At 46.6% G+C, this 20998-nt stretch carries 18 protein-coding genes; 9 read left to right on the top strand and 9 right to left on the bottom strand.

Features of this window, described 5'->3' with window-relative positions:
* Positions 1-7 precede the first annotated feature (7 nt).
* Entirely contained in the window at positions 8-286 is a 279-nt protein-coding gene (locus FHW36_RS02620; RefSeq protein WP_145661786.1) for a YciI family protein, read from the bottom strand.
* A gap of 218 nt (positions 287-504) precedes the next feature.
* On the opposite strand from FHW36_RS02620, the gene FHW36_RS02615 reads away from it, so the two are divergent.
* From FHW36_RS02615 to FHW36_RS02605, 3 genes are all read left to right on the top strand, one after another.
* The gene (locus tag FHW36_RS02615) at positions 505-2289 is read left to right on the top strand and encodes a DUF4836 family protein (RefSeq protein WP_145661784.1); all 1785 of its coding nucleotides are present in this window, start codon (positions 505-507) and stop codon (positions 2287-2289) included.
* A gap of 117 nt (positions 2290-2406) precedes the next feature.
* A complete protein-coding gene (locus FHW36_RS02610) occupies positions 2407-3057 on the top strand; it encodes an ATP-binding cassette domain-containing protein (protein ID WP_145661782.1) in 651 nt (216 codons plus the stop codon).
* 9 nt (positions 3058-3066) lie between these two features.
* Positions 3067-4260: a hypothetical protein gene (locus FHW36_RS02605; RefSeq protein ID WP_145661780.1), complete on the top strand. Its 1194-nt coding sequence runs from the start codon at positions 3067-3069 to the stop codon at positions 4258-4260.
* Here FHW36_RS02605 and FHW36_RS02600 read toward each other — a convergent pair.
* The 3 genes from FHW36_RS02600 to FHW36_RS02590 form a co-directional block, all read right to left on the bottom strand.
* Positions 4257-6818: a DUF3857 domain-containing protein gene (locus FHW36_RS02600; protein ID WP_145661778.1), complete on the bottom strand. Its 2562-nt coding sequence runs from the start codon at positions 6816-6818 to the stop codon at positions 4257-4259. The two genes, FHW36_RS02605 and FHW36_RS02600, sit on opposite strands and share 4 nt — an antisense overlap.
* A gap of 75 nt (positions 6819-6893) precedes the next feature.
* On the bottom strand, positions 6894-7946 hold the full coding sequence (locus FHW36_RS02595; RefSeq protein ID WP_145661776.1) for a DUF2891 domain-containing protein: 1053 nt from the start codon (positions 7944-7946) through the stop codon (positions 6894-6896).
* A 62-nt stretch (positions 7947-8008) separates the two neighbouring features.
* Positions 8009-9244 (bottom strand): NAD(P)/FAD-dependent oxidoreductase, encoded by a 1236-nt coding sequence (locus FHW36_RS02590; protein ID WP_246121044.1) that lies wholly within the window; start codon positions 9242-9244, stop codon positions 8009-8011.
* 181 nt (positions 9245-9425) lie between these two features.
* Here FHW36_RS02590 and FHW36_RS02585 point away from each other — a divergent pair, with 181 nt between their 5' ends.
* From FHW36_RS02585 to FHW36_RS02565, 5 genes are all read left to right on the top strand, one after another.
* A complete protein-coding gene (locus tag FHW36_RS02585; protein ID WP_145661772.1) occupies positions 9426-9728 on the top strand; it encodes a YbaB/EbfC family nucleoid-associated protein in 303 nt (100 codons plus the stop codon).
* A 199-nt stretch (positions 9729-9927) separates the two neighbouring features.
* Positions 9928-11139: a PepSY-associated TM helix domain-containing protein gene (locus FHW36_RS02580; RefSeq protein ID WP_145661770.1), complete on the top strand. Its 1212-nt coding sequence runs from the start codon at positions 9928-9930 to the stop codon at positions 11137-11139.
* Positions 11140-11380: 241 nt separating this feature from the next.
* Positions 11381-11746 (top strand): DUF7674 family protein, encoded by a 366-nt coding sequence (locus FHW36_RS02575; RefSeq protein ID WP_145661768.1) that lies wholly within the window; start codon positions 11381-11383, stop codon positions 11744-11746.
* On the top strand, positions 11733-12287 hold the full coding sequence (locus FHW36_RS02570) for a GNAT family N-acetyltransferase (RefSeq protein ID WP_145661766.1): 555 nt from the start codon (positions 11733-11735) through the stop codon (positions 12285-12287). The genes FHW36_RS02575 and FHW36_RS02570 overlap by 14 nt, the downstream gene beginning before the upstream one ends.
* Before the next feature lie 126 nt (positions 12288-12413).
* Positions 12414-13544, top strand: coding sequence for a TPR end-of-group domain-containing protein (locus FHW36_RS02565; protein ID WP_145661764.1), 1131 nt, complete (start codon positions 12414-12416; stop codon positions 13542-13544).
* Here FHW36_RS02565 and FHW36_RS02560 read toward each other — a convergent pair.
* From FHW36_RS02560 to FHW36_RS02540, 5 genes are all read right to left on the bottom strand, one after another.
* Positions 13541-14233 carry a DUF2306 domain-containing protein gene (locus tag FHW36_RS02560; RefSeq protein ID WP_145661762.1) on the bottom strand — a complete coding sequence of 231 codons (693 nt, stop codon included), beginning with the start codon at positions 14231-14233 and terminating at the stop codon, positions 13541-13543. The two genes, FHW36_RS02565 and FHW36_RS02560, sit on opposite strands and share 4 nt — an antisense overlap.
* Positions 14234-14238: 5 nt before the next feature.
* On the bottom strand, positions 14239-15009 hold the full coding sequence (locus FHW36_RS02555) for a hypothetical protein (protein ID WP_145661760.1): 771 nt from the start codon (positions 15007-15009) through the stop codon (positions 14239-14241).
* Positions 15010-15046: 37 nt separating this feature from the next.
* Positions 15047-15739 (bottom strand): hypothetical protein, encoded by a 693-nt coding sequence (locus FHW36_RS02550; RefSeq protein ID WP_145661758.1) that lies wholly within the window; start codon positions 15737-15739, stop codon positions 15047-15049.
* A gap of 82 nt (positions 15740-15821) precedes the next feature.
* A complete protein-coding gene (gene obgE, locus FHW36_RS02545) occupies positions 15822-16850 on the bottom strand; it encodes a GTPase ObgE (RefSeq protein ID WP_186452278.1) in 1029 nt (342 codons plus the stop codon).
* A 173-nt stretch (positions 16851-17023) separates the two neighbouring features.
* Positions 17024-17611, bottom strand: coding sequence for an adenylate kinase (locus tag FHW36_RS02540; RefSeq protein WP_145661754.1), 588 nt, complete (start codon positions 17609-17611; stop codon positions 17024-17026).
* Positions 17612-17892: 281 nt separating this feature from the next.
* On the opposite strand from FHW36_RS02540, the gene FHW36_RS02535 reads away from it, so the two are divergent.
* Positions 17893-20883 carry a glycoside hydrolase family 3 N-terminal domain-containing protein gene (locus FHW36_RS02535; protein ID WP_145661752.1) on the top strand — a complete coding sequence of 997 codons (2991 nt, stop codon included), beginning with the start codon at positions 17893-17895 and terminating at the stop codon, positions 20881-20883.
* Positions 20884-20998: the final 115 nt, after the last annotated feature.

The raw sequence follows: 20998 nt of genomic DNA, 5'->3' as shown, positions 1-20998 counted from the left end.
AGCGGAACTATTTTCCAAGGGTGTTGGCGTACCCCGTTGGCTCAAACTCAATAATCTCGTAAAGAGCCAGCTGGTATTTTTCGAGCGGATCTTCACTCATAATTTCTTCTACCTCTTTGCGGCTGGACGCATTACAGAGAATAACGGCGCCAGATCTGGGTTTTCTTCGGCCAGACAAAATAAAACGACCGCTGTCGTAGTACTTTTGAAGGAACGCCGTGTGCGCCTCCATATAGTGCTCTATAGCGGCTACTGGCCGTATGTATTGCAGCATGATCAGGAACATAATGGTTTTTCTATGGTATTTAGTAATAGTTTCATAGTTAGTAGCAAAGGTATAAACTTAAACAGTATTGAATTATTGTACGTCGAAAGGGAAAAATCAGACATATGTGCTACAAAAATATACGTACTTTTGCACGAATGAAATACCACGATGGTGGTAGTGTATTGTTAGCAACCCTTGTTGTTGCTCCGAATCAACTCTTAATTTTTATATCTTTTATGAAAAGAACAATTTCCAAAGTTTTGTTAACCGCTGTAGCCGCAGCGGTTATCCTGTCGTCCTGCTCCAAAAACCCCGAAGAGAGCCGGTACATTCCCAAGACAGCCGGTGTGGTGATCGACCTCAATGCCAAACAACTGACTACCAAACTGGTGACCAACGGGATCACTATGGATAAGCTGTTTGCCGCTGCCGACACCAAAGACACTGCCAATGAAGTAATGAAAGCCTGGAAAGATGCCGAAAATTCCGGTATTGATCTCCAAAGCCACTTCTTCGCTTCTATCGTATTCCAGGGACAGGCCGCTGAGAAAAAATCATACGTGGCGCTTACCGCCAGCCTGAAAGATGCCGACAAATTTGAGGCCTATCTCAAAAAAAATGTCGCTGACTTCTCTCTGAAAACACAAAATGATTTCAAATATATCTGGGAAACCAAGCAGCACGCTGTAATTGGCTGGAATAAATCGGCCGTTATTTATATCAGTGCGGTAGACCCCAACAACCTGGAGCAGTACGCTCCCGGTGGCTCCAGCCAGCCCTCTCAAGATGGAGATCAGCCAATGGTGGATAGCGCTGTAGCGGTTCCTGCTGCTCTCAGAGCTACTGACGACGATGCCACTATCAAAAACTGGGTAGCTGAAGTAGATCACCTTTTCCACCTGAAAAAGGAAGAATCTGCCGGCTCCATCGAGCCATTTGCCAAACTGCTGAAAGAAAATGCGGACGCAGGTGTTTTCGTAAATCCTGAAGCCATCTACAACAGCGGCCAGTTCACCATGATCCCGGCCAACGTGAAAAAGCTGATGGAAGGCACCTATTACACCGGTACCGTTAACTTCGAAAACGGTAAGATCCTGTTTAATGGCAATACCTTCATGGGTAAGGAAATTGCAGGCATCTACAAAAAATATGGCAAGAAAGAAATTGACCTGGACATGCTGAAGAAATATCCTGCTGAAAGCATTACCGGGTTTATCTCTTATGCCTTCGATTTCCGCATGATCGGCGAAATCATTAAAGCTACCGGTATGGACGGCGTGGTAAACATGGCCATCTCCGGTAAATCCGGCCTGAGCATGGACGATATCCTGAATGCTTTTGAAGGACAGCTGGTATACGTAGCTTCTGACCTGGCTATCACCAAGAAAGAATCTGAATACATGCCTGGCGAATTCGTAGAAAAACCTTCTGCCAAATGGATCTTTAGCCTTAAAGTAGGTAATAAAGACGCTTTCAATAAGGTGATGACTTCCCCTATGCTGAAAGAAGTATTTACCCGCGAAGGCGACCACTACGTGATTGCTAATCCCATGGCCGCTGCCACTATGCCTCCGGTATCTATCACCGAAAAATTTGTAACGGTAGGTTCCGATAGCACGGTATTACAACAATACCTCGGCGGCAAAGGCAGTGTGAAATTACCGGAAGGCGTAGAAAGTAAAGTGAAAGGAAGCATGCTGGGTGGTTACGTAGACCTGGAAAAAGTGATCAGCATCGTTCCCGAAGATAAAGCCGAAGGCGATGAAAAAACAGTATTGCAGAAATCCAAAGCATTGCTGAAAGACTTTACCGTAGTAAGCAAAGCTGATGGCGGTGATGTACAGCACACCGAAGCGGTATTGACCTTCAAAAACAAAGATCAGAACAGTCTCGTGCAACTGGTAAACCTGGGTACAGAAGTAGCCAAGGTAATGAAGGAAAAGAAGGCGAAAGAAAAAGCATACGAAGACAGCCTGTTTGCAGCACCGGTAGATACAGCTACAGCTGTTTCTCCTAACTGATAACCAACGCATAAAGCTATAAAGGGCGCAGGGGAATCCATCCTCTGCGCCCTTACTTCTTACACGCCTGCGTGAAATTTATAAGTTATATTCGCTACCGTTAACAGTAATGCCACTATGCAGATTCAGCTCAATCACCTCATGCCGATTCCATTGCAGGACAAACTCCGGCAACGGTCGTCGGACATCTGGAACCGGGAGGTTACTTTTCAGCAAGGTAGTTTTGTGAAGATAAAAGCACCCTCCGGTACCGGCAAAACCACTTTGATTCATTACCTCTATCATATCCGCTACGATTACACAGGTCAGGTTGCGGTAAATGGTCAACCATGGCCTTCCTACAGCAAAAATGATATCGCCCGCATGCGGCAGCAGGAAGTAAGCGTGATTTTCCAGGACCTGCGGTTGTTTGAACAGCTTACCGCCCGCGAAAACATAATACTCAAGAATGTAATGCAGGGGAAACCATATTACCCTCCTGAAAAGATAGCCGATATGGCTGCCCGCCTCAATGTATCGCATATACTGGAACAAAGCGGCAAAACGCTTTCCTATGGCGAACGGCAGCGGATCGCCATCATCCGGGCACTGGTACAGCCTTTTCAGTGTCTGTTGATGGATGAGCCCTTCAGTCACCTCGATGAAGAGAACACACAACGAGCCGCCGCCCTCATTGCAGAAGAATGTAAAGCCCGTAATGCGGGATTTATTTTAACCGACCTGGATAATGACCAGCACTTCGCCTACGATGTGCATTACCATCTTTAATGTTGTTTCATGCGTCCTTTTTTCGATTTACTTAAGAAGATCATCCAAACAGGAGTGGGTAAAACCCGGTTTTTAATGGCAGCAGTGGGTTTGGGCATCGCTATGTTGTTGATCCTGATAGCGATACAGGCCCATACCAATTTCAGCCAGCTCCTGTACAGCAGCAAAAACCAAAACGAAACAGCCGATTTTCTTGTTATCAATAAAACCATCACTAATGCCATGATGGGACAATCGGCCAAGAGCATTTTTACTCCCGAAGAAATTGCCAATATCCGGAAGCAACCATTCGTACAGGCTTTTGGGGTAGTGACCTCCAGCCAGTATAAAGTGGTGATTCAGGCGCCCGGCGACTTACACTTCGCCACCGATATGTTTTTTGAAGCAGTGCCCGATAGTTTCCTGGATGTGAAAAATGAAGACTGGAAATGGAATGAAGGAGATAGAACGATTCCTATTATTCTGCCTAATGATTTTTTGAACCTCTATAATTTCGGCTTTTCCCTCAGCCAGGACCTGCCGCAGATATCCCAGGAAACAGTGAAAGCGCTGCCTCTGCAGGTAAACATTTCCAATAACCAGGTATCGGACCAGTATATGGGACATGTAGTGGGCTTTTCAGACCGTATCTCTTCTTTCCTGGTACCGGCCTCCTTTATGGCCTGGGCCAACCAGAAGTATAGCACCGCTACTGCTGTGGGTACTTCCCGGGTGATCATCAAAACCCCGGACCCTTCTAATCCAACGCTGGTAAAGTTCCTGGAAGACAACGGCTATACCACCAACCAGGATAAACTGAAGTTCAGTAAAACCAGGATGATTGTACAAACTATTGTATCGGTAGTTGGGTTCTTTGGCCTGATCTTGCTATGCTTTGCCTTGTTGGTTTTCAGTATGTTCATTCAATTGGTGATTGCCTCCTGTAAGCGGGAAATCCAGCTGCTGGTGATATTGGGCACGGCACCCCAGCAGCTGCAGCGTTATTTGCTCAAACAATTTGTTCCCCTGTATATCGTAGTAGGATTACTGTCGTTACTGCTCCTGGCAGCATTGCAATACTGGACTGCCGCAATACTGGCTGCGCACCAGATGTTGATCAGCCCATGGCCGGGAGTACTTGTTTTTGCCGGTATGGCGGTGGTGCTGGCGTTAGTGTACGTGGTCAACTGGCTGACGGTGAAAAAATATGTCAACAATATTTAAGCATCCTCTTTGGAAGCCTGGTAGGGTTGGATAAAAGTAGTTTTACCCCGTTCAGATATTAATAAATAGGGTATCCAGATGGCCATGCGCAACAGCGGCCATAAAATAGAGTTCAGGCTAAGTATGGAACCGGGCTGACCTTCGTGGAAATAATAACTATTCACGGCATTATCCGCATAAATAAAAATAATACAGATAAAATAGTAGGTGGCCAGTGCAAAAGGAAAAGTATCCCGCCGGTTAAAGAACAGCACGGCCAGCAAAACGCTATAGCACAGGAGGAATACATTGAGGATCATCTCCAGGATCAGGAAAAGCTCCACCAGGGTAATGTTTCCCAGGTCTTTCCGGCTGGAAATAGTTATCCAGTACTGGTAATTGAATACCGGCATTTTACAGAGACTCATTAATTCTCCCATAGGGGTGAAAAGCAGTCCTATGGCCAGGAGGGCAAGTCCACCTCCGATGGGAACAGGTTCCGCCTGTTGCCCGCGGGGTAAAATGGAATAACGGTATGCCACATACGCCAGCAGGGAAAATATTACCGCAAACATCAGTGCCAGCGCAATGGCAAGCCAGTTGCCCGGTACGCCCGGGTGAGACGCCGGTGTAAAGTCTGGTTTCCACGTAAGATCAAGGGAACTGGTTTCATTAATGATTTTCAGGTCTTTTATATACTGGGGAATAAACTTTACAGGAATGTGGTTGCTGAAAGTTTTAAAACGGTAAGATAAGGTGATCTGCTGCTCATTTTTTTCTGCTGTATAGTCAAATTGATAGTATTCATTAGCGATATGCACCGGATCCTGGTCTAATGACCATTCCACAGGCGTGTGCATAACAATTTGGTAGTCGAGATCATACGGATAGCGGAGGTTAACCGGCACTTTGCGCTGTGTATCGGTGATATAGGATAAAATATCATAAAGAGATTGGGCGTTGGCGGTAAACTGCAGTTTATTGCTGCTGCTGTCTTTCTTCCAGGGGTGGCGTACCTGGTAGCTTTCCCTGACACGTATGGTATTGCAGGTGGCGCTGTCCTGCACGGTAATGGAATCTTTAATGATCACATCTCCATATAACTTCTTGTAATAGTTGAGATACGATTTTTCTTTATCCTTCATGCTGGTGCCGGCCAGGTCGGCGCGTTGTGCATCGGCTTCATCCCGTTGATAGATAGTCATCACATCGAGTTGTCCATCTTTATTTTCACTGTCCGGTAGCTGAAAGGTTTCCCGCACGGTAATGCGTCCGCGGGTGGTAAGCGGAATGGCGCTGAGTTGCGTAGTTGTATCCGTGATAACCAGGGCTTGCTGGTAATTCGGTTCGCAAAAGTCGGACAGTCCGCCCCGTTGATAAGACATGGTACCGTCCAGCCAGTATGTTTTATGGTTAAGTATTACCTGTACAATTACATGATTAAATGCATTGGGAGAAGGCAGCATTTCACTGACAGTGCCTTTCAGGTCGGTATTTACGTAAGCCATATTAGCGGTGATACCATTTGCCTGCAGGATTGTACAAAGTAGCAGGGCCTTGTCTTTACAATCGCCAAACCGCTGGGATAGTACTCTATCGGGGCTATTGGGTCGATGGGAGTATTCTCCCATTTCAATACCCATATACCGGATATCGTCCTGAACAAACCGGAGCGCCTGCAGCAGGTAGCTGGCTTTATCTCCATTAGCCGCTTTTTTAAGGGCTTCAATTTTATTGGACAATGCCGGACCGGGAGGAGGTGTAGTATTGATTTTCAGCCCCCAGTCGGCCACTTCTTTCCAGGAGCTATATTCGCTTACCTGCACGCGGGTGAAGGGGTTGTACCAGGAAGGAACGTAGCTGCTGTTATCTGCTTCCCGGATGTCTACCTTGTTCCACTCATATACGTTGAGTCCATTCCATTTTTTCTGTGCCGGGGTTACGGCATTGTTGTATAACTTAAACCTGATGGGCTTGTCGGGACTTACAATCAGATTTTTATAATAGTTAACAATGGGCTCATAGGCCACAAAGTAAATCCGGCTATCCAGCTTCCCTTGGAAAATGGGGTTGTCGCCGGAAATAGAGTAGGAGTATTCAATCTGGTCGCCTTTTCTCACATCTTCCAGGATGAGGTAGGCGGTATATGTGCCGCTGTAAATGAACCTGGACAGTTCCTGTTCTTTTTGGAGCAATTTAAAAGCAGCGCCGGGAAGACGGTTAATCTCTTTCCCATCGCGGTGAATCACTATTTTATGGAAACTCAATTTTTCACATTGAGGATCGTAGTCGACAGAAATTTCTGACCCGTTTTGGATACCTGCTTCTGAAATAATTTGCCGGATGAAGTGATGGTAATGGGATTTCAATTCTACCTGCCTTTGTTCTTCCAGCAGCAGCAGGTAATAGCCATCGCTGATATTTTTGGCGTTGGGCTTTTGGGTAAGATCGGGGGTATAAGGTACCAGCCAGGTGGGTGGAGCACTGGTGTTTACTTTTTGTGCATAGGGGAAAAAGGGGATCAGTATCAATAATATTGATAATAGTTGCTTCATTGTCAGGGCTATGATAGGGCGCATACTAGTAGTAGTTGACACATTATACTGATCGACTAAACTATAGCTTGTACAGGGTAATAGATTATCTGGATGAAATTACGGTTGTTTTCCGACAGTTAGCATATACACCGCAAAAGAGGCCAGCCAATGTTCGCCGGCATAGCTACCGCTGAATACCTGTTGCAGGCCGGCATCCATATGTTGCTGCGCCAATTCCAGGACCGCAGTTTTGTTGTTGCCGGTGTAGGGGGCGATGGCCTGCAAGCACCAGGTGCGGCTGAGGTTCAGCCCATTGAGGTGAACGAGCTTACCATCCGTATGGTCCTTTACTTTGGCTACCTGTAAGATATCAATCTTCTTTTCGAATAGTCCGGGTAAAAACGCGTGTAACCATTTACGATAGTCGTCGGTTGGCATTACGCGTCTCATCAGGTCGGCTTCTTCCAGGCTGGGCGACAGGAAGTCGTATCCTCCTGGCTCCCAGGCAACCGGCGCATTTTTGTCGGCCGCATAAAAGCGTATGGCGGCATTATGTATGGCCTGTTGCAGGGGCGCATCTTTGGCGGTAACGGCGTAATCCCAGGCGAGGCACAAACCGAAGGCCAGGTTAGTATGTTCGCCTACCCGGATAGGGTACATAATTTTATCAAGGAACTGTATGTAGGCCGCGGAAAACTGGGAGGCCAGGGGCTGCAGGTTTTGACTGAGCAACTTACCCAGGGGATCATTCCAGGTGAGTAGTTCATTTTGCAATTGCAGCAGCCAGCTCCAGCCATAGATGCGCTCAAAACTTTTATTTTCCGGGTTGCTGAACAGTTGTTGCTCAATTTTTATGTTTTCGGCAGATAAATGCGCTGCCAGTTTACCTCTGATGTAATCAGCTTTTGCCAGGTCGGGATAGATTTTTAAGAGGCGTACCAACATCCAGTGACCGTGTACACTACTGTGCCAATCGAAGCAGCCATAAAACGCCGGGTGATAATTTTTCGGCGCCGTTAGCAGCGAGCTATCGGTAAACACTACCCCCGTTTTGTACGGGAATTCCAGGTCCAGGCATTTCAGCGGCAATGCTGCCAGCTTATTGGCAATATCCAATGTCAGGTGCGGATGGTGAACCGGACCGGGATTGTTAGGAACCTGTGCGCTCATGGCAAATGATGTAAATACGATAATAGATAATTGGCTTAGAAATTTCACGGCAGGAAATACTTTTATCTGTTAAATAACAACTTTACGTAAAACATAGGCTGCCCCAGCTTTTTACGAAGGTCCACCTCATGAAACATGCACGACATCAGGTCTTTCAGCTGCTTGTTCCGGGAGCCCATTTTCATGAGAATATTGAACAACCAGGGATATTTAATGAGTTTCTGTAGCTTGGTGCTTACTTGTAGTTCCGGACCCAGCACACGATACACACTTTCATCATAGGCGTCCAGGAAGGTGTCGGAGAAATCGTTGGCGGCAATAGCGGCAGCCGTCTGTTGGGCAGCAAACCTGCCGGAATAAAGCGCGTTGCCTATGCCTTCTCCGGTAAAAGGATCTATGAGATAACCGGCATCACCTACCAGCATATAGCGTTCGCCGTGTAGTTTTCTTTTTTTACTACCCAAGGGAAGACCATATCCATCTATCGTACCTACCAGCTCGGCGTCTTTAAAGCGTTCTTTCATGACGGGGTCGGTAGCCAATGTGTCCAGCATGAGCTGTTTGAGGTTTACCTTATTATTACGGGCAGAGTTGCTGAGCATTCCCACGCCTACATTGGCTTCGCCATTGGGTAGCGGGAAGATCCACAGGTAGCCTGGCAACATGTTTTTCAGGAAGTGCAGCTCTATGAAGGCATCGGTGTGTAAGCCGGTAATGCCTTTATAATAAGCGCGGATGCCTGCCACATAGTGCTCCGGTTCCATTTTGATGCCGGCAACGTCTTTGGTAAACGCTGAATGGGCGCCATTGGCAACGATCACCAGGTCGGCTTTTACCTGGAAAGATCCGTCTTTGTTAGACAGGTAGTAGCCATCTGGTTTCAGTTCGTATTTGTCGATACTAACTCCTTCGAATAAACGGACTTCGGGGCGGCGTTTCAGCTCATCCACCAGGAAATTATCAAAGTCGATGCGTTTGCAAACAAAACCACGGGGATTGCTTTTATCCTCCTGGTAGTTAAGACGGTAGGGAATATCTATCCCGATCCGGTTGGGGGCTACAAAGGTAACACCCCAGCTATCTTTTTTAAAGATGGCTTGTTGGAGGCGTTCGCCGATACCCTTATCAATACGTTCCAATAAGGTGAGTACTTTACCGCTTAATCCATCTCCACATACTTTATCTCTTGGGAATACCGCCTTGTCCACCACTATACATTCAATACCGAGTTGGGCTAATTGCAATGCAGCAGTAGCGCCGCCTGGGCCCGCGCCTATGATACAAACTTTAGTTTCCATTATTGCTATTAATAACTTTTACGCGAGGGTAAGATACGCAATTGTTAATTCTACTGTTTCGTATAGCTGTAAATTATAATATTATTCCGGCTGAAAAGGGGATTGGCAGCGGATATTGCTGCTTAAATTTCATTACAGCAATCGGAACGCGTATATTTGCCGTTCTTAAAACACACGAAACATGTTTGGTGATTTATTTGGAAAGCTGACGCAGATCAAGCAAAAAATGGCGGAAGGAAAAGAGCGCTTAGCTACAGTAACTTTATCCGGAGAGGCCGGAAATGGCGCGGTAAAAGTAACCGTTGACGGTAACCGCCAGGTAAAAACAATTGATATTGCTGCTCATCTCCTGACCCCTGAAAACAAAGAGGAAATGGAAGACCTGTTGCTGTCTGCGTTAAACCGTGCATTGAAAGATGGTGAAGCTGCCTGGGAAGCTGAAATGAAAAATGCCGCTGGTGGTATGCTGGGTGGTTTAATGTAATAAATTTTTTATACTGGAAGGCGCAGGAATATCTTAGGTGTTCCTGCGCTTTTTGTGTTTATGGAGATGTATATATGATTGATTGCTATGTAGATAGATTTAAAAGAGATAAAATTTCCGTTTTGAATAAATCTTTTTCCCGATCCGATAGCACAGTACCCCGCGCGCGTAGTTCCTTTGCAGCTACGATCAACATAACATGAAAATTTTCTTCCGGCGCATTCACTTATACCTGGGCCTTACTGCAGGACTGGTCATTACCATCAGCTGTTTAACCGGCGCCTTACTGGTTTTTGAAAAAGAGCTGACAGAAGCGTTTAACCATCACCGTTACTACGTTACTCCTGCCGGAGAACGTTTACCGCTTGATAAAGTAGCTGCACTGGTAAAGGAGCAGGTGCCCGGCGCCGGGATATCCCGTATGCAGATATTTGCAGACCCCGCCTGTACCATACAAGTAACCCTGGATGAAGGTAGGAAAGGAGGGAAGAAAGGCCCCAGGGAAAATGCCTCCCCGATGGGCAAAGGCGAAAAAGCACCCAAAAAAGAAAAGGGACGTACCGCTTTTGTAAACCCCTACACCGGTAAGGTGGTGGAACTATACAGCTACTCAAAAACGTTTTACTATAAGATCTTTTCCCTGCACCGCTGGTTGCTGGCGGGTGATGCCGGGAAAGCAATTACCGGCGCCAGCACATTGATATTCGTATTTATCCTCATCACCGGTATTATCCTGTGGTGGCCAAAAACCAGGAACATCCTCAAACAGAGGCTCAAGGTAAAATGGGATGGTGGCTGGAAACGGCTGAATCACGACCTGCACATCGTATTAGGTTTCTACGCTGCTATTTTCCTGTTTGTATCTGCCTTTACCGGCTTAACCTGGTCGTACGAATGGTTTAGCAACGGCCTTTATGCCGTATTGCGCACTTCCCCCAAGCCGGCTGCTGCTCCGTTATCAGTACCCGCAGAAATCACTAACAGTAAAAGCATCAGTTATGAAGCGGCATTAGCCAGCGTGCAACAAACCGCTCCCGACGCCGTTTATTATGCCCTCAGTGCGCCGAAAGACAGTACCGCCGCCTTTATGGTGAGCCTATTGCCTGCCCATACGCTCAATGAAGCGGCTACTACTACCTATTACCTCGACCAGTTCAATGGTAAGGTATTGAAATCTGAGACCTTTGCCCAGCGTAACCTCGGGCAGAAAGTACGTAGTACCATCAAGCCTTTGCATACCGGCGCCATTTTCGGTACCGCCTCTAAAATATTTGCATTGATCATCGCCCTGCTGGGCGTTACCTTTCCCACTACCGGTATCATTATGTGGATTAACCGGACCCGGAAGAAGAAAAAGAGCGCAAAAGCTCCGGTACGCGCACCCGAAGCGGTACCTGCACCTGCAGCATAATATTATTCATCGCATTGCAAAGTGGGTATACTCATCAAGGGTGTACCCGCTTTTCGTTTATACCCCCAGGTGACATAGACTACCATTTTTGAAAAAACCGTGCAAAAACGGAAGACTTTGAAAGGTTTAATGGTGGTGCCGGATTTAACGTTTCCTTTGCAAACCCCCGTCCCTGCTAAGTTTTAACATTCCATATGAAGAATATGGAATAGGGTTTGGCATATGATAGGAAACGATGTATATGATTAATCAATATGAAGTACCAGCCTGTATTGAAGACACCATCCCGGCGTTAAGAAAGGCGTTACACCAATTCCCGGCGGTTTTTCATATATACGATACAGTTAGCTGTCTGAGTGAATACACAGATCAACAGTTGCGGGAACAAAATTTTCCCGTAGCAGATAAATGTATGAAGTTGGCCGGCAAGTTATACGAACGGGGCAACGCGGTAGTCAAGGAAGCTATTGCCCGGGTTTTTTTACCAACAGTTTGCAGGGTGCCGCTTGCAGATGCTGCCAGTAAAATCCGGATGTATTCCCTGATCCCGGAAGTCCTCTATCCTCTTTACATTCAATATCAACTTACAGATAATGGAAACAGATGAAGAAATTGTCGTCCGTTTGGCTACAGCCATAGACGTTGATTTTGCCCTGCCTATTGTGGCAGAAATGGAGGCATCCGCCCTGGCAAGGGGTACCGGTATCGCCAAAAGAGATCCTGCGATTATCAGGAAAAAAATCCTGGAAGGGAAAGCGGTCATCGCTTTTACAGCAGATGGTGTATGGGCAGGATTCTCTTATATACAACCCTGGGAAGAGGGCCGCTTTGTATCCAACAGCGGATTAATTGTAGCGCCGGCTTTCCGTGGATTGAAAGTAGCGGCGGCCATTAAACGGAAAATATTCGAGTTGAGCAGAACCATGTATCCTGTCGCAAAAATATTCAGCATCACCACCGGTCTGGCCGTCATGAAAATGAATTCACGACTTGGTTTTGAACCGGTTACGTACGAGCAGCTACCACAGGAACCACTTTTTTGGGAAGGATGTAAAAGCTGTGTAAACTACCCGATACTGGTGGCAAAAAATTACAGAAACTGTTTGTGTACCGCCATGTTGTTTCAGCCACAGGAAGCACTGGCTTAGGTAAGAGTTAGTGAAATTACAGCCAATAACTTAAACCGGCGATACGTCTGTATTGCCGGTTTTTTCGTTTCCCGTGGTTAAAATACCGTTGTTTGTTTCCTATCTTTATGATACAAATCCTATCTTATGCGAATAGCATCATTGCTTGCCTTAAGTGTACTGTTAGCCTCCTGTGGTAATACGGGAAAGAAAACGGATCAAACGGCCAAACTCAGTTTGGCATCACTTTACAATGCCGACTCGGTTAAGTGGGTGGCGGCCAATTCCCCCGAGAAGAATAACGCAGCTGAGAAAGAATTTCTCAAGGCCATCGATGAATTCAGGAATAAGAAGAATGCCGCCGGCAGTATAGATAAGTTTACCAAATCTATTCTCCTGCAACCACAAGCCAAAACTTATTATGAGCTGGGAAATGCCCTGATGGAAACCCATCAGCTGGCGGATGCTATACAAGCTTTTAATATGGCAGAACTGCTTGACTATAAGCCAATATCAAAACTGCTATATAATAAAGCCTGCGCTTACTCGCTGTCTAAAAAAACTGATTCCTGCCGCTATTACCTGATCGCCGCTATCGAGTTTGGCTATAATAATATGAACAATGCGATGAAAGATCCTGACCTGAAATATTTCCGGGAAGAGGATTATAGCGCGCAATCGCAAATACTCACCGCCTTTAGTGGTAGCGGAGAGCCTGGTAAGCTGGAATGGAATCTTTTTGCGAAACAATTCAAACAACTGCCTATGCCGCTCACCATCGATAAGGCGTATGCAAAAGAGCTGGGCAAGAATTTCATTTCTTACGATTTTGAATTGTATGTGGCAGAAATGCGCGACTCCAAGTTTTCAAGAGATGTGGGCAGCTCTTTCTTTTATGTAGGAACAGTGAAAAAAGTGGATGCCTTTAAAACACTGATATACGCTGTAAATGATGAAATTTCAGAAGAGGGTAGTACAGAAGATGCCAATCATGCCTACTATTTTATGGCGAGTTATGATAACAGCGGAAAGCTTATCGATAAGTTGCTGGTAGCGGGGCAGCCTAACTTCGATGCGCCATACAGGGTGGTGACCATTGCTTCAAATACCGATTTTGAATTAACAGATTATAAAGTAGAATACGAGAAGGATCCGGCAAAAGAAGGGTTTATCAACAACCCGGAAAAGTCCCGGACCGAAATAAAAAAGGCCAACTACTACATTACTGAAGACGGCCACTTTGCTCCAAAGACCCAACAGCTGGCGCTCAGTCGCTAGTTTAACTTACTTAACTGCGGCGTTTCTTTCGGGGAGGCCGCAGTTATTCCCATCTTCTTCATCAACATCTGCTTGATGACAAATTCTGCCATCAGTAAATTGAGGGTCCAGCTTAGCCAGGAAACCGTAATATAGGCGGTTACCGGGCGTAGTGGCATGTGCATTAATCCTAGTAACAGGGTATATAGGCGCAGGGTAAGTGCCGACAAGGTGAGTGCATAACTCCGCAGCATCCAGGTAAGATGTTCCGGCCAGCGGCGCTGCACAGCCCGGATCCAGCCCATGATGGTAAACACTATCCAAAGGATAGCAAGTAGTACAAAGCTGGTGCGTGCATATTTGCCGCCGTTTGCATACCAACCCATTACCAGCCCAGTGGGGCCGCTGAAGGCGATCACTACTATCGCATAGATTTTTCCACTGAAACGATGCAGGCGGGGGAATTTATCCAGCAGGTATTTGCTAAACTGTGCCAGGCCGGTAACTAATACGGCAATGCTGACAAAAACGTGTATATAAAAGCTGATGCGCCAATGGCGGATGGGGTATACCCGCTGTTTGGTGATCAGGAAGTCGGTATATTTTTCAAATGCAGCATAGGGGATGGTTAACAGGAGCATTAGCCATGCCCCGTAAAGTATAACCATGGCTGTTAGTAACCATCCCGCTTTCCTGAATAATGTTTGCATAATTTTTATGGTCCCTGCACAAACTCCAGCGTATCGATCCTTATGCCATAGTCATATACTTGTGGATCATCTCCCTCTCCATTTCTGTTTCTTAAAACAAAGGCAGGAGTAGTACGTTCTTTAAATATGGTATTCTGTTCCCAGGAGATCTGGAAGGTGCTGTCGTTTACTTTTTGATAGGTACCTCTTACCTTGATCATCTGTTTGGCGAAAGTGGAGTCGTTGATCTTTTCGTAGTACTGTAATATGCAGCTACCGTCCTGGCTAAAGGTAAGGTCACTGCCTCCGCCCTGCATGCCAATTAATATCGCATTAAAGGTATTGCCAGACAGGCTGTAGCCGTTATTGTCCGGTTCTCCGCTTCTTTTGAGCGTGAAAGATTTCTCCTTTGCGGATTTATCGTTGACGGGCGTCCAGGTGCCTTTGGCATTATTGAAGAGGTGATCGAAGGTAATAGCGAATTTACCATCAAACTGGTGATCGCCAGGTTCGCTTAGGGTCACGATCCAGTTGTCGTTGTCTTTTTTCAGTTCGCCCTGGAGGTTGCGGCGCAAGCCTTTATGGGTATTATAACCACCTACTAATTTTCCATTGAAAAAGTTGAGTGTGATATAAATGGGACTATTGCCAAAATCGCCGGTATAGGTGCTTACCAGGCGGTTCAACGAGGTGTCGTTATCCGTTTTTACAGTGGCGTCAGTTGCTGTAGGAGCACTGGGTTTACAGGCATGCAATAGCAACAGTACAATAATAAGGTAACCGGTTAATCGTTTCACAGGTTTTTTCGTGTAAATATAATGAATGAAGGGCGTATCATTTTTTAAACGATACATCGATGACCAGCAGTTTGTTGATTTCGTCTGACATATGCCTTTGCAGGCCATTGACCCGGATGTAGTACCGGCTGATGGCAATGCGGGCCGGGGGCTGCGGGAAGTGGGAGAGCCGTGCTACCCTGGCATAGGCGGCAGGGGACGCGTGCTGCTTTACATATCGTTGAAATAAAGACAGACTTACAGGAGGGAACCTGGTACTTTCATCTGTGCGGTATTTTTTGCAGATGAAGAAATTACTGGCTTCTGCTGGCAGGCTTTCCCAGGGGGAGCGGTAATGTTTCCAGTCGCGGAGTGGCTCATCGCCAATTATCACGCTGGTTTCGTATCGCTGTGAAACCTGTATCCGCTGGGTTTCGCCGGTGGTAATGGCCAACATTTGCCCTTCGATGCTGTGGGAGGGAGCCAGCCAGAAAAAAAGGCTATCCGGATGCCGCTCGAAGTCATTTCGCCCGGCATCTGGTTTAATCCAGTCCAATGAAAAATAGCAATTTCCGAAACGGATGTAGGTGGTGGTATCGCGACTTACAACGCTTACTTCGTTGGACGCCACCTGTTCAGATGGCGCTGGCGGAGCAATCAATTGCATTGTATCGATTTGCACTGGTTTTTCCTTTTCCGGTATAGCGGTGTGTTGGCATGCCGGCAACAGTATCAGGGATACTGCAGCCATCAAAAAATTTGTTTTCATGGTATACGGGATACTGTAACGAACATCTGCATTTGAGTTTGTTTCCCCGTATGTCCGGAGCCAGTTATTCTGTGTCTTCTATACCGGCGCTGGTATCTACTTTCCTGTTAAGGGCTTCCCACAGTATGTCTTTTAATTCACTGAGGCCCTGGTTCGTAACAGAAGAGATAAATACGTGTGGCACATCTTCCGGTAATTCCGCTGATATAGCGGTTTTGAGCTCATCATCCAGCATATCGCTTTTACTGATGGCTAACAGGAACTGTTTATCCAGCAATTCGGGATTATACTGTTCCAGCTCATTCACGAGCACCTCAAAGTCTTTGCGGTGATCTGCGCTATCAGCTGGAATAAGGAATAATAATACGGCGTTTCTCTCAATATGTCTTAAAAATCGATGTCCTAATCCTTTTCCTTCGTGGGCGCCTTCAATAATACCGGGTAAATCGGCGATACAGAAGGATTTATTGTCACGATAGGCTACCATTCCCAGTTGGGGAGTGAGGGTGGTAAACGCATAATCGGCGACTTTGGGCTTGGCAGCTGTAATGGTAGACAGGAGGGTGGACTTGCCGGCATTAGGAAACCCTACCAGTCCTACATCGGCCAAAACTTTTAGTTCTACAATTTTCCAGCCTTCCTGGCCAGGCATGCCTGGTTGGGCATATTCCGGTGTTTGGTTGGTGGCAGATTTAAAGTAGGCATTGCCTTTTCCTCCCTGTCCGCCTGGAATCCAGATAATTTCCTGGCCATGATGGAGAATTTCCGCTTCTATTTCGCCGGTTTCTTCATCTTTAGCCTGGGTACCCAGTGGTACTTCGATAATGATATCCTTTCCAAAACGTCCGGTGCAGTTGTCACCACTGCCATTTTCTCCATCTTCTGCGAGCAGGTTTTTATGCCAGCGCAGGTGAAGGAGGGTCCACAGCTGGGAGTTGCCTCTCAGGATAACGTGTCCGCCTCTGCCGCCGTCGCCACCATCAGGGCCGGCCTGCGCATTAAATTTAGTACGCATGAAGTGCATACTACCAGCACCGCCTTTCCCGGATTTACAAAATACACGGATATAATCTACGAAGTTCGCTTTTTCCACTATGCTTGAATTTTAAATACTGCTGTATCTTCACAGCAGGCAAAAAATAAAACGCAAAGATCGTGAAGTTTAAGCTAATTAGCGCTACCTGGCGCCAAGAGCCATACCTACAATCTTTGCGTTGTATAATAAAAATACTAAAAGTCGCTGTGAGCGCGGTTGCCTGCCAATGACTACACTCTTTCTCCTACCAGTTCATCCAACTCCTTTGACAGCAATTCGAAGACCTCCTCTTCTGTACCATCACCTTTCACCTTCTTGAATTTACCAAATTTGGCATAGTGATCAGCTACCGGAGCGGTTTTGTTGTGGTATTCCACGATACGGGCTTTTACTACTTCTTCAGAGGCATCATCACTACGACCGGAAGTTAAACCACGGTTCAGTAAGCGCTTAATCAGCTCATCTTCCGGTACTTCGAGGGATAATACCACGGAGATAGCCGTTTTCTTCAATGTCAGCAGTTTATCCAGCGCCTCTGCCTGGGCAGTAGTACGTGGGAAACCGTCGAAAATGAAGCCACGAGCTTCCGGGTTAGCTTCCAGTTTGGAACTGATCATGCCAATCACCACTTCATCAGGTACCAACAGGCCCTGGTCCATGAATTTCTTGGCCTCCAGCCCTAACGGAGTTTTATTACCAATCTCGCTGCGAAGTAAATCGCCGGTAGACAGATGAATAAGTCCATACTTCTGGATAATATTAGCACTTTGTGTACCCTTGCCGCTACCGGGAGGGCCAAATAAAATGAGATTGACCATGTTTTATTAAAATCTACTTTACTCGCAAGGCTGCAAATATAAGAAACAGTTGAATGTATTGGTAATTAAAATTACAATTGATTGAACTAAATGTAAATATTCTGACAAAATAGTAAACATATTTTAATTTTTAACCAGAATATCTAAATTATCTTCAATAGGGTATCCTAATTTAATTAAATCCTTTCTATCTAACAAAATCATATGATTATTATTAGTAATTATTTGATATTCAGCCCTACTACCCATGTTTTACGCCTGAATATTTGTAAGTTTATGACATGAGTAAAGTATTATTGGTTGCAGGACTTACGGGTTTATTAATGACCGGGAGCGCTATTTCTGCGCCCCATATATTTAAAGACAAGAAGAAACATAAAAAGGAAACTACACGGGCAGTTACCCCTCCACAGGACCGCGCGGCACAATGGGCAGACAGCGTATTTCAATCACTCACGCCGGAAGAACGTATCGCCCAGCTGATCATGATCCGGGCACATTCCAACCTGGGGCAGGATCATATTGACGCAGTTGTAAAAGATATCCAGGATAATAAAGTAGGCGGATTGATCTTCTTCCAGGGAGGCCCGGTAAGACAAGCGAACCTCACCAACTACTATCAGTCTATTTCAAAAGTACCGCTGCTGGTGGCTATCGACGGCGAATGGGGCCTCGGTATGCGCCTCGATAGTGTTATCTCCCTGCCCCGCAATATGATGATAGGCGCAGTACAGGACACTACGCTGGCCTACGATGCCGGGAAGATTATGGGCGAACAATGTAAGCGGCTGGGCATACATCTCGACTTCGCGCCAGACATGGATGTGAATAACAATCCCGCTAACCCCGTGATCAATGACCGCTCCTTTGGTGAAAATAAATATACCGTAGCCCGTATGGGCGTAGCTACCATCCGCGGTATGCAGGATGCCGGCATAATGGCCTGCGCCAAGCATTTTCCCGGACATGGCGACACCAATGTAGATTCCCATCTCGACCTTCCCACCATCAATAAAACAAGGGCACAGCTGGACTCCCTCGAGCTATATCCTTTCCGGGAAGCCATCGCCGCTGGTGTGGGATCCATCATGATTGCCCACTTATATATACCCGCTATTGATAAGAAGCCGAATACACCCACCTCCATTTCTTACAATGCGGTTACAAAACTGCTTAAAAATGAACTGGGCTATAAAGGACTGATCGTTACCGATGCCCTTGAAATGAAAGGCATCGCCAAATTCTATACAAAAGGCCAGGAATCTTTACAATCCCTGCTGGCGGGCAACGACCTGATGATATTGCCTTCTACCGCCGCCGGTAGCGTGGATGCTATCAAGAAAGCCATCAAAGCCGGTAAAATAGACCAGGACGAAGTAGATGCACGGGTAAAAAAAGTATTGAGGGCCAAATACAATCTTGGATTGTGGAAGCCCCAACATATAGACACCAACAACCTCGCTGCCGACCTGAACGCAGGAACCGACTCTTTACGTAGACGTATAGCGGAAGCCGCCATCACCCTGGTGCGTAATGATAAGAAGCTTGTACCGTTTTCGCCAGCCATGACCCAGCAAAAACTAGCGGTAATAGCCGTAGGAGCCGATGCCAGCAATACATTCCAACAGGCAGTAAAAGCATATAAACCAGGTGCCGATGTTTTCGTATTTACCTCCCGGCAACCGATAGAGCATATTGCCGCCATTGTATCCCGTATTCAGCGTGATTACCAGGCTGCCATCATCAGCCTGCACGACTATAGCCGCCGTCCGGCCAATAACTTTGGACTTTCTATGGCGGAACGCCTGATCGTCCGGCAGTTACAATCAGAAATGCCTACTGCTACGGTAGCTTTCGGAAATCCGTATGCCCTCCAGTATTTCTGCGATGCCTCCACCCTTGTTGCGGCCTATGAAGATGATAGTACTACCCAGCAGGTGGCTGCAGACCTGTTGTTCGGAAAGCTGGGTCCTTCGGGGAAATTGCCGGTAACGGTTTGCCCTGGCCTGCCTTCGGGTACCGGTATTACTTACCAGGTAAACCAATTTACGGCTTTACCGGCAACCACTCCTAAAGATGCCGGCATGGATGAACAAACGTTGGCGAAAATAGATGGTTACGCCAATGAAATGATTGCCCGCGGCGCCGCTCCGGGCGCACAGGTGCTGGCCCTGAAGAATGGAAAGATTGTATATGACCGCTGCTTCGGCCATTACGAATACAATAAAGCAACCCCGGTTTCTCCCCAGTCTATTTACGACCTGGCCTCCGTTACCAAAGTATGCGCCACCACGCTGTCGGTCATGCACCTGTACGATGAAGGAAAATTAAACCTGGATGCCACCCTGGGCGTATATCTCCCATCAGTATTGGGTACGGATAAAGCCGGACTGCGTATTCGCGATATATTGCTGCACCAGGCTGGCCTCGTGGCATTTATCCCATTTTATAAGGAAACCCTGTATCCCGACGGTTCTCCCGATACTATCCTGTATCATAAAATACCAGACCCTTCCCATACCATCCGGGTAGCCGATAATATGTATATGGAGAATACATACGTGGATAGCATCTGGAAGAAGATACTAGACAGTAAGTTATCTCCCCACCAGGGGTATGTATACAGCGATTGTGACTTTATTTTCCTGGGAAAAATAGTGGAACAACTCACCGGGAAAAAATTAAATGAGTATGTAAAAGAAACCTTTTATGCTCCCATGGGATTGGCCACCACCGGCTTTTTGCCCAGGGAGCGTTTTTCGTTGTCCGAAATAGTGCCCACCGAACATGAATATACTTTCCGGATGCAACAGCTGCATGGCGATGTGCATGATCCCGGCGCTGCTATGTTTGGCGGGGTGTCAGGACATGCAGGGTTGTTTTCCAATGCACATGACCTGGGAGTAATTATGCAGATGCTGTTGAACAAGGGTAGTTTCAATGGTGTGCAATATATAAAGCCGGAAACAATCGACCTGTTTACCGCTTATAACAGTAAAATAAGCCGTCGTGGACTGGGCTTCGACAAGCCTGAGAAAGACAATGTAAGCAGGAGAGAGCCATATCCCGCCAAAAGCGCATCGGCCGCAACCTTTGGCCACACCGGGTATACCGGCACTTGTGTATGGGCCGACCCAGAATCGGGCCTGGTATTTATATTCCTTAGCAACCGGGTATATCCTAACGGCGGCGCCAATACGAAATTATCTACATTACATATCCGGGAGAAGATGCTGGAAACATTATACGAAGCAGCTGCCAGCCGGAAGTAATAAACATCTGCTTAAAGCTGCTGAGGCGAAAGGTATAAACGATATGCATCGCTTATACCTTTCGCCTCAGCAGCTTTAATTTTTTATTTACCAGCGTTGGATACTTACCTGGATG

Source organism: Chitinophaga polysaccharea (assembly GCF_007829335.1).
GTDB classification, from domain to species: Bacteria; Bacteroidota; Bacteroidia; order Chitinophagales; family Chitinophagaceae; genus Chitinophaga; species Chitinophaga polysaccharea_B.
This window is presented reverse-complemented; position numbering and strand designations above follow the sequence as displayed.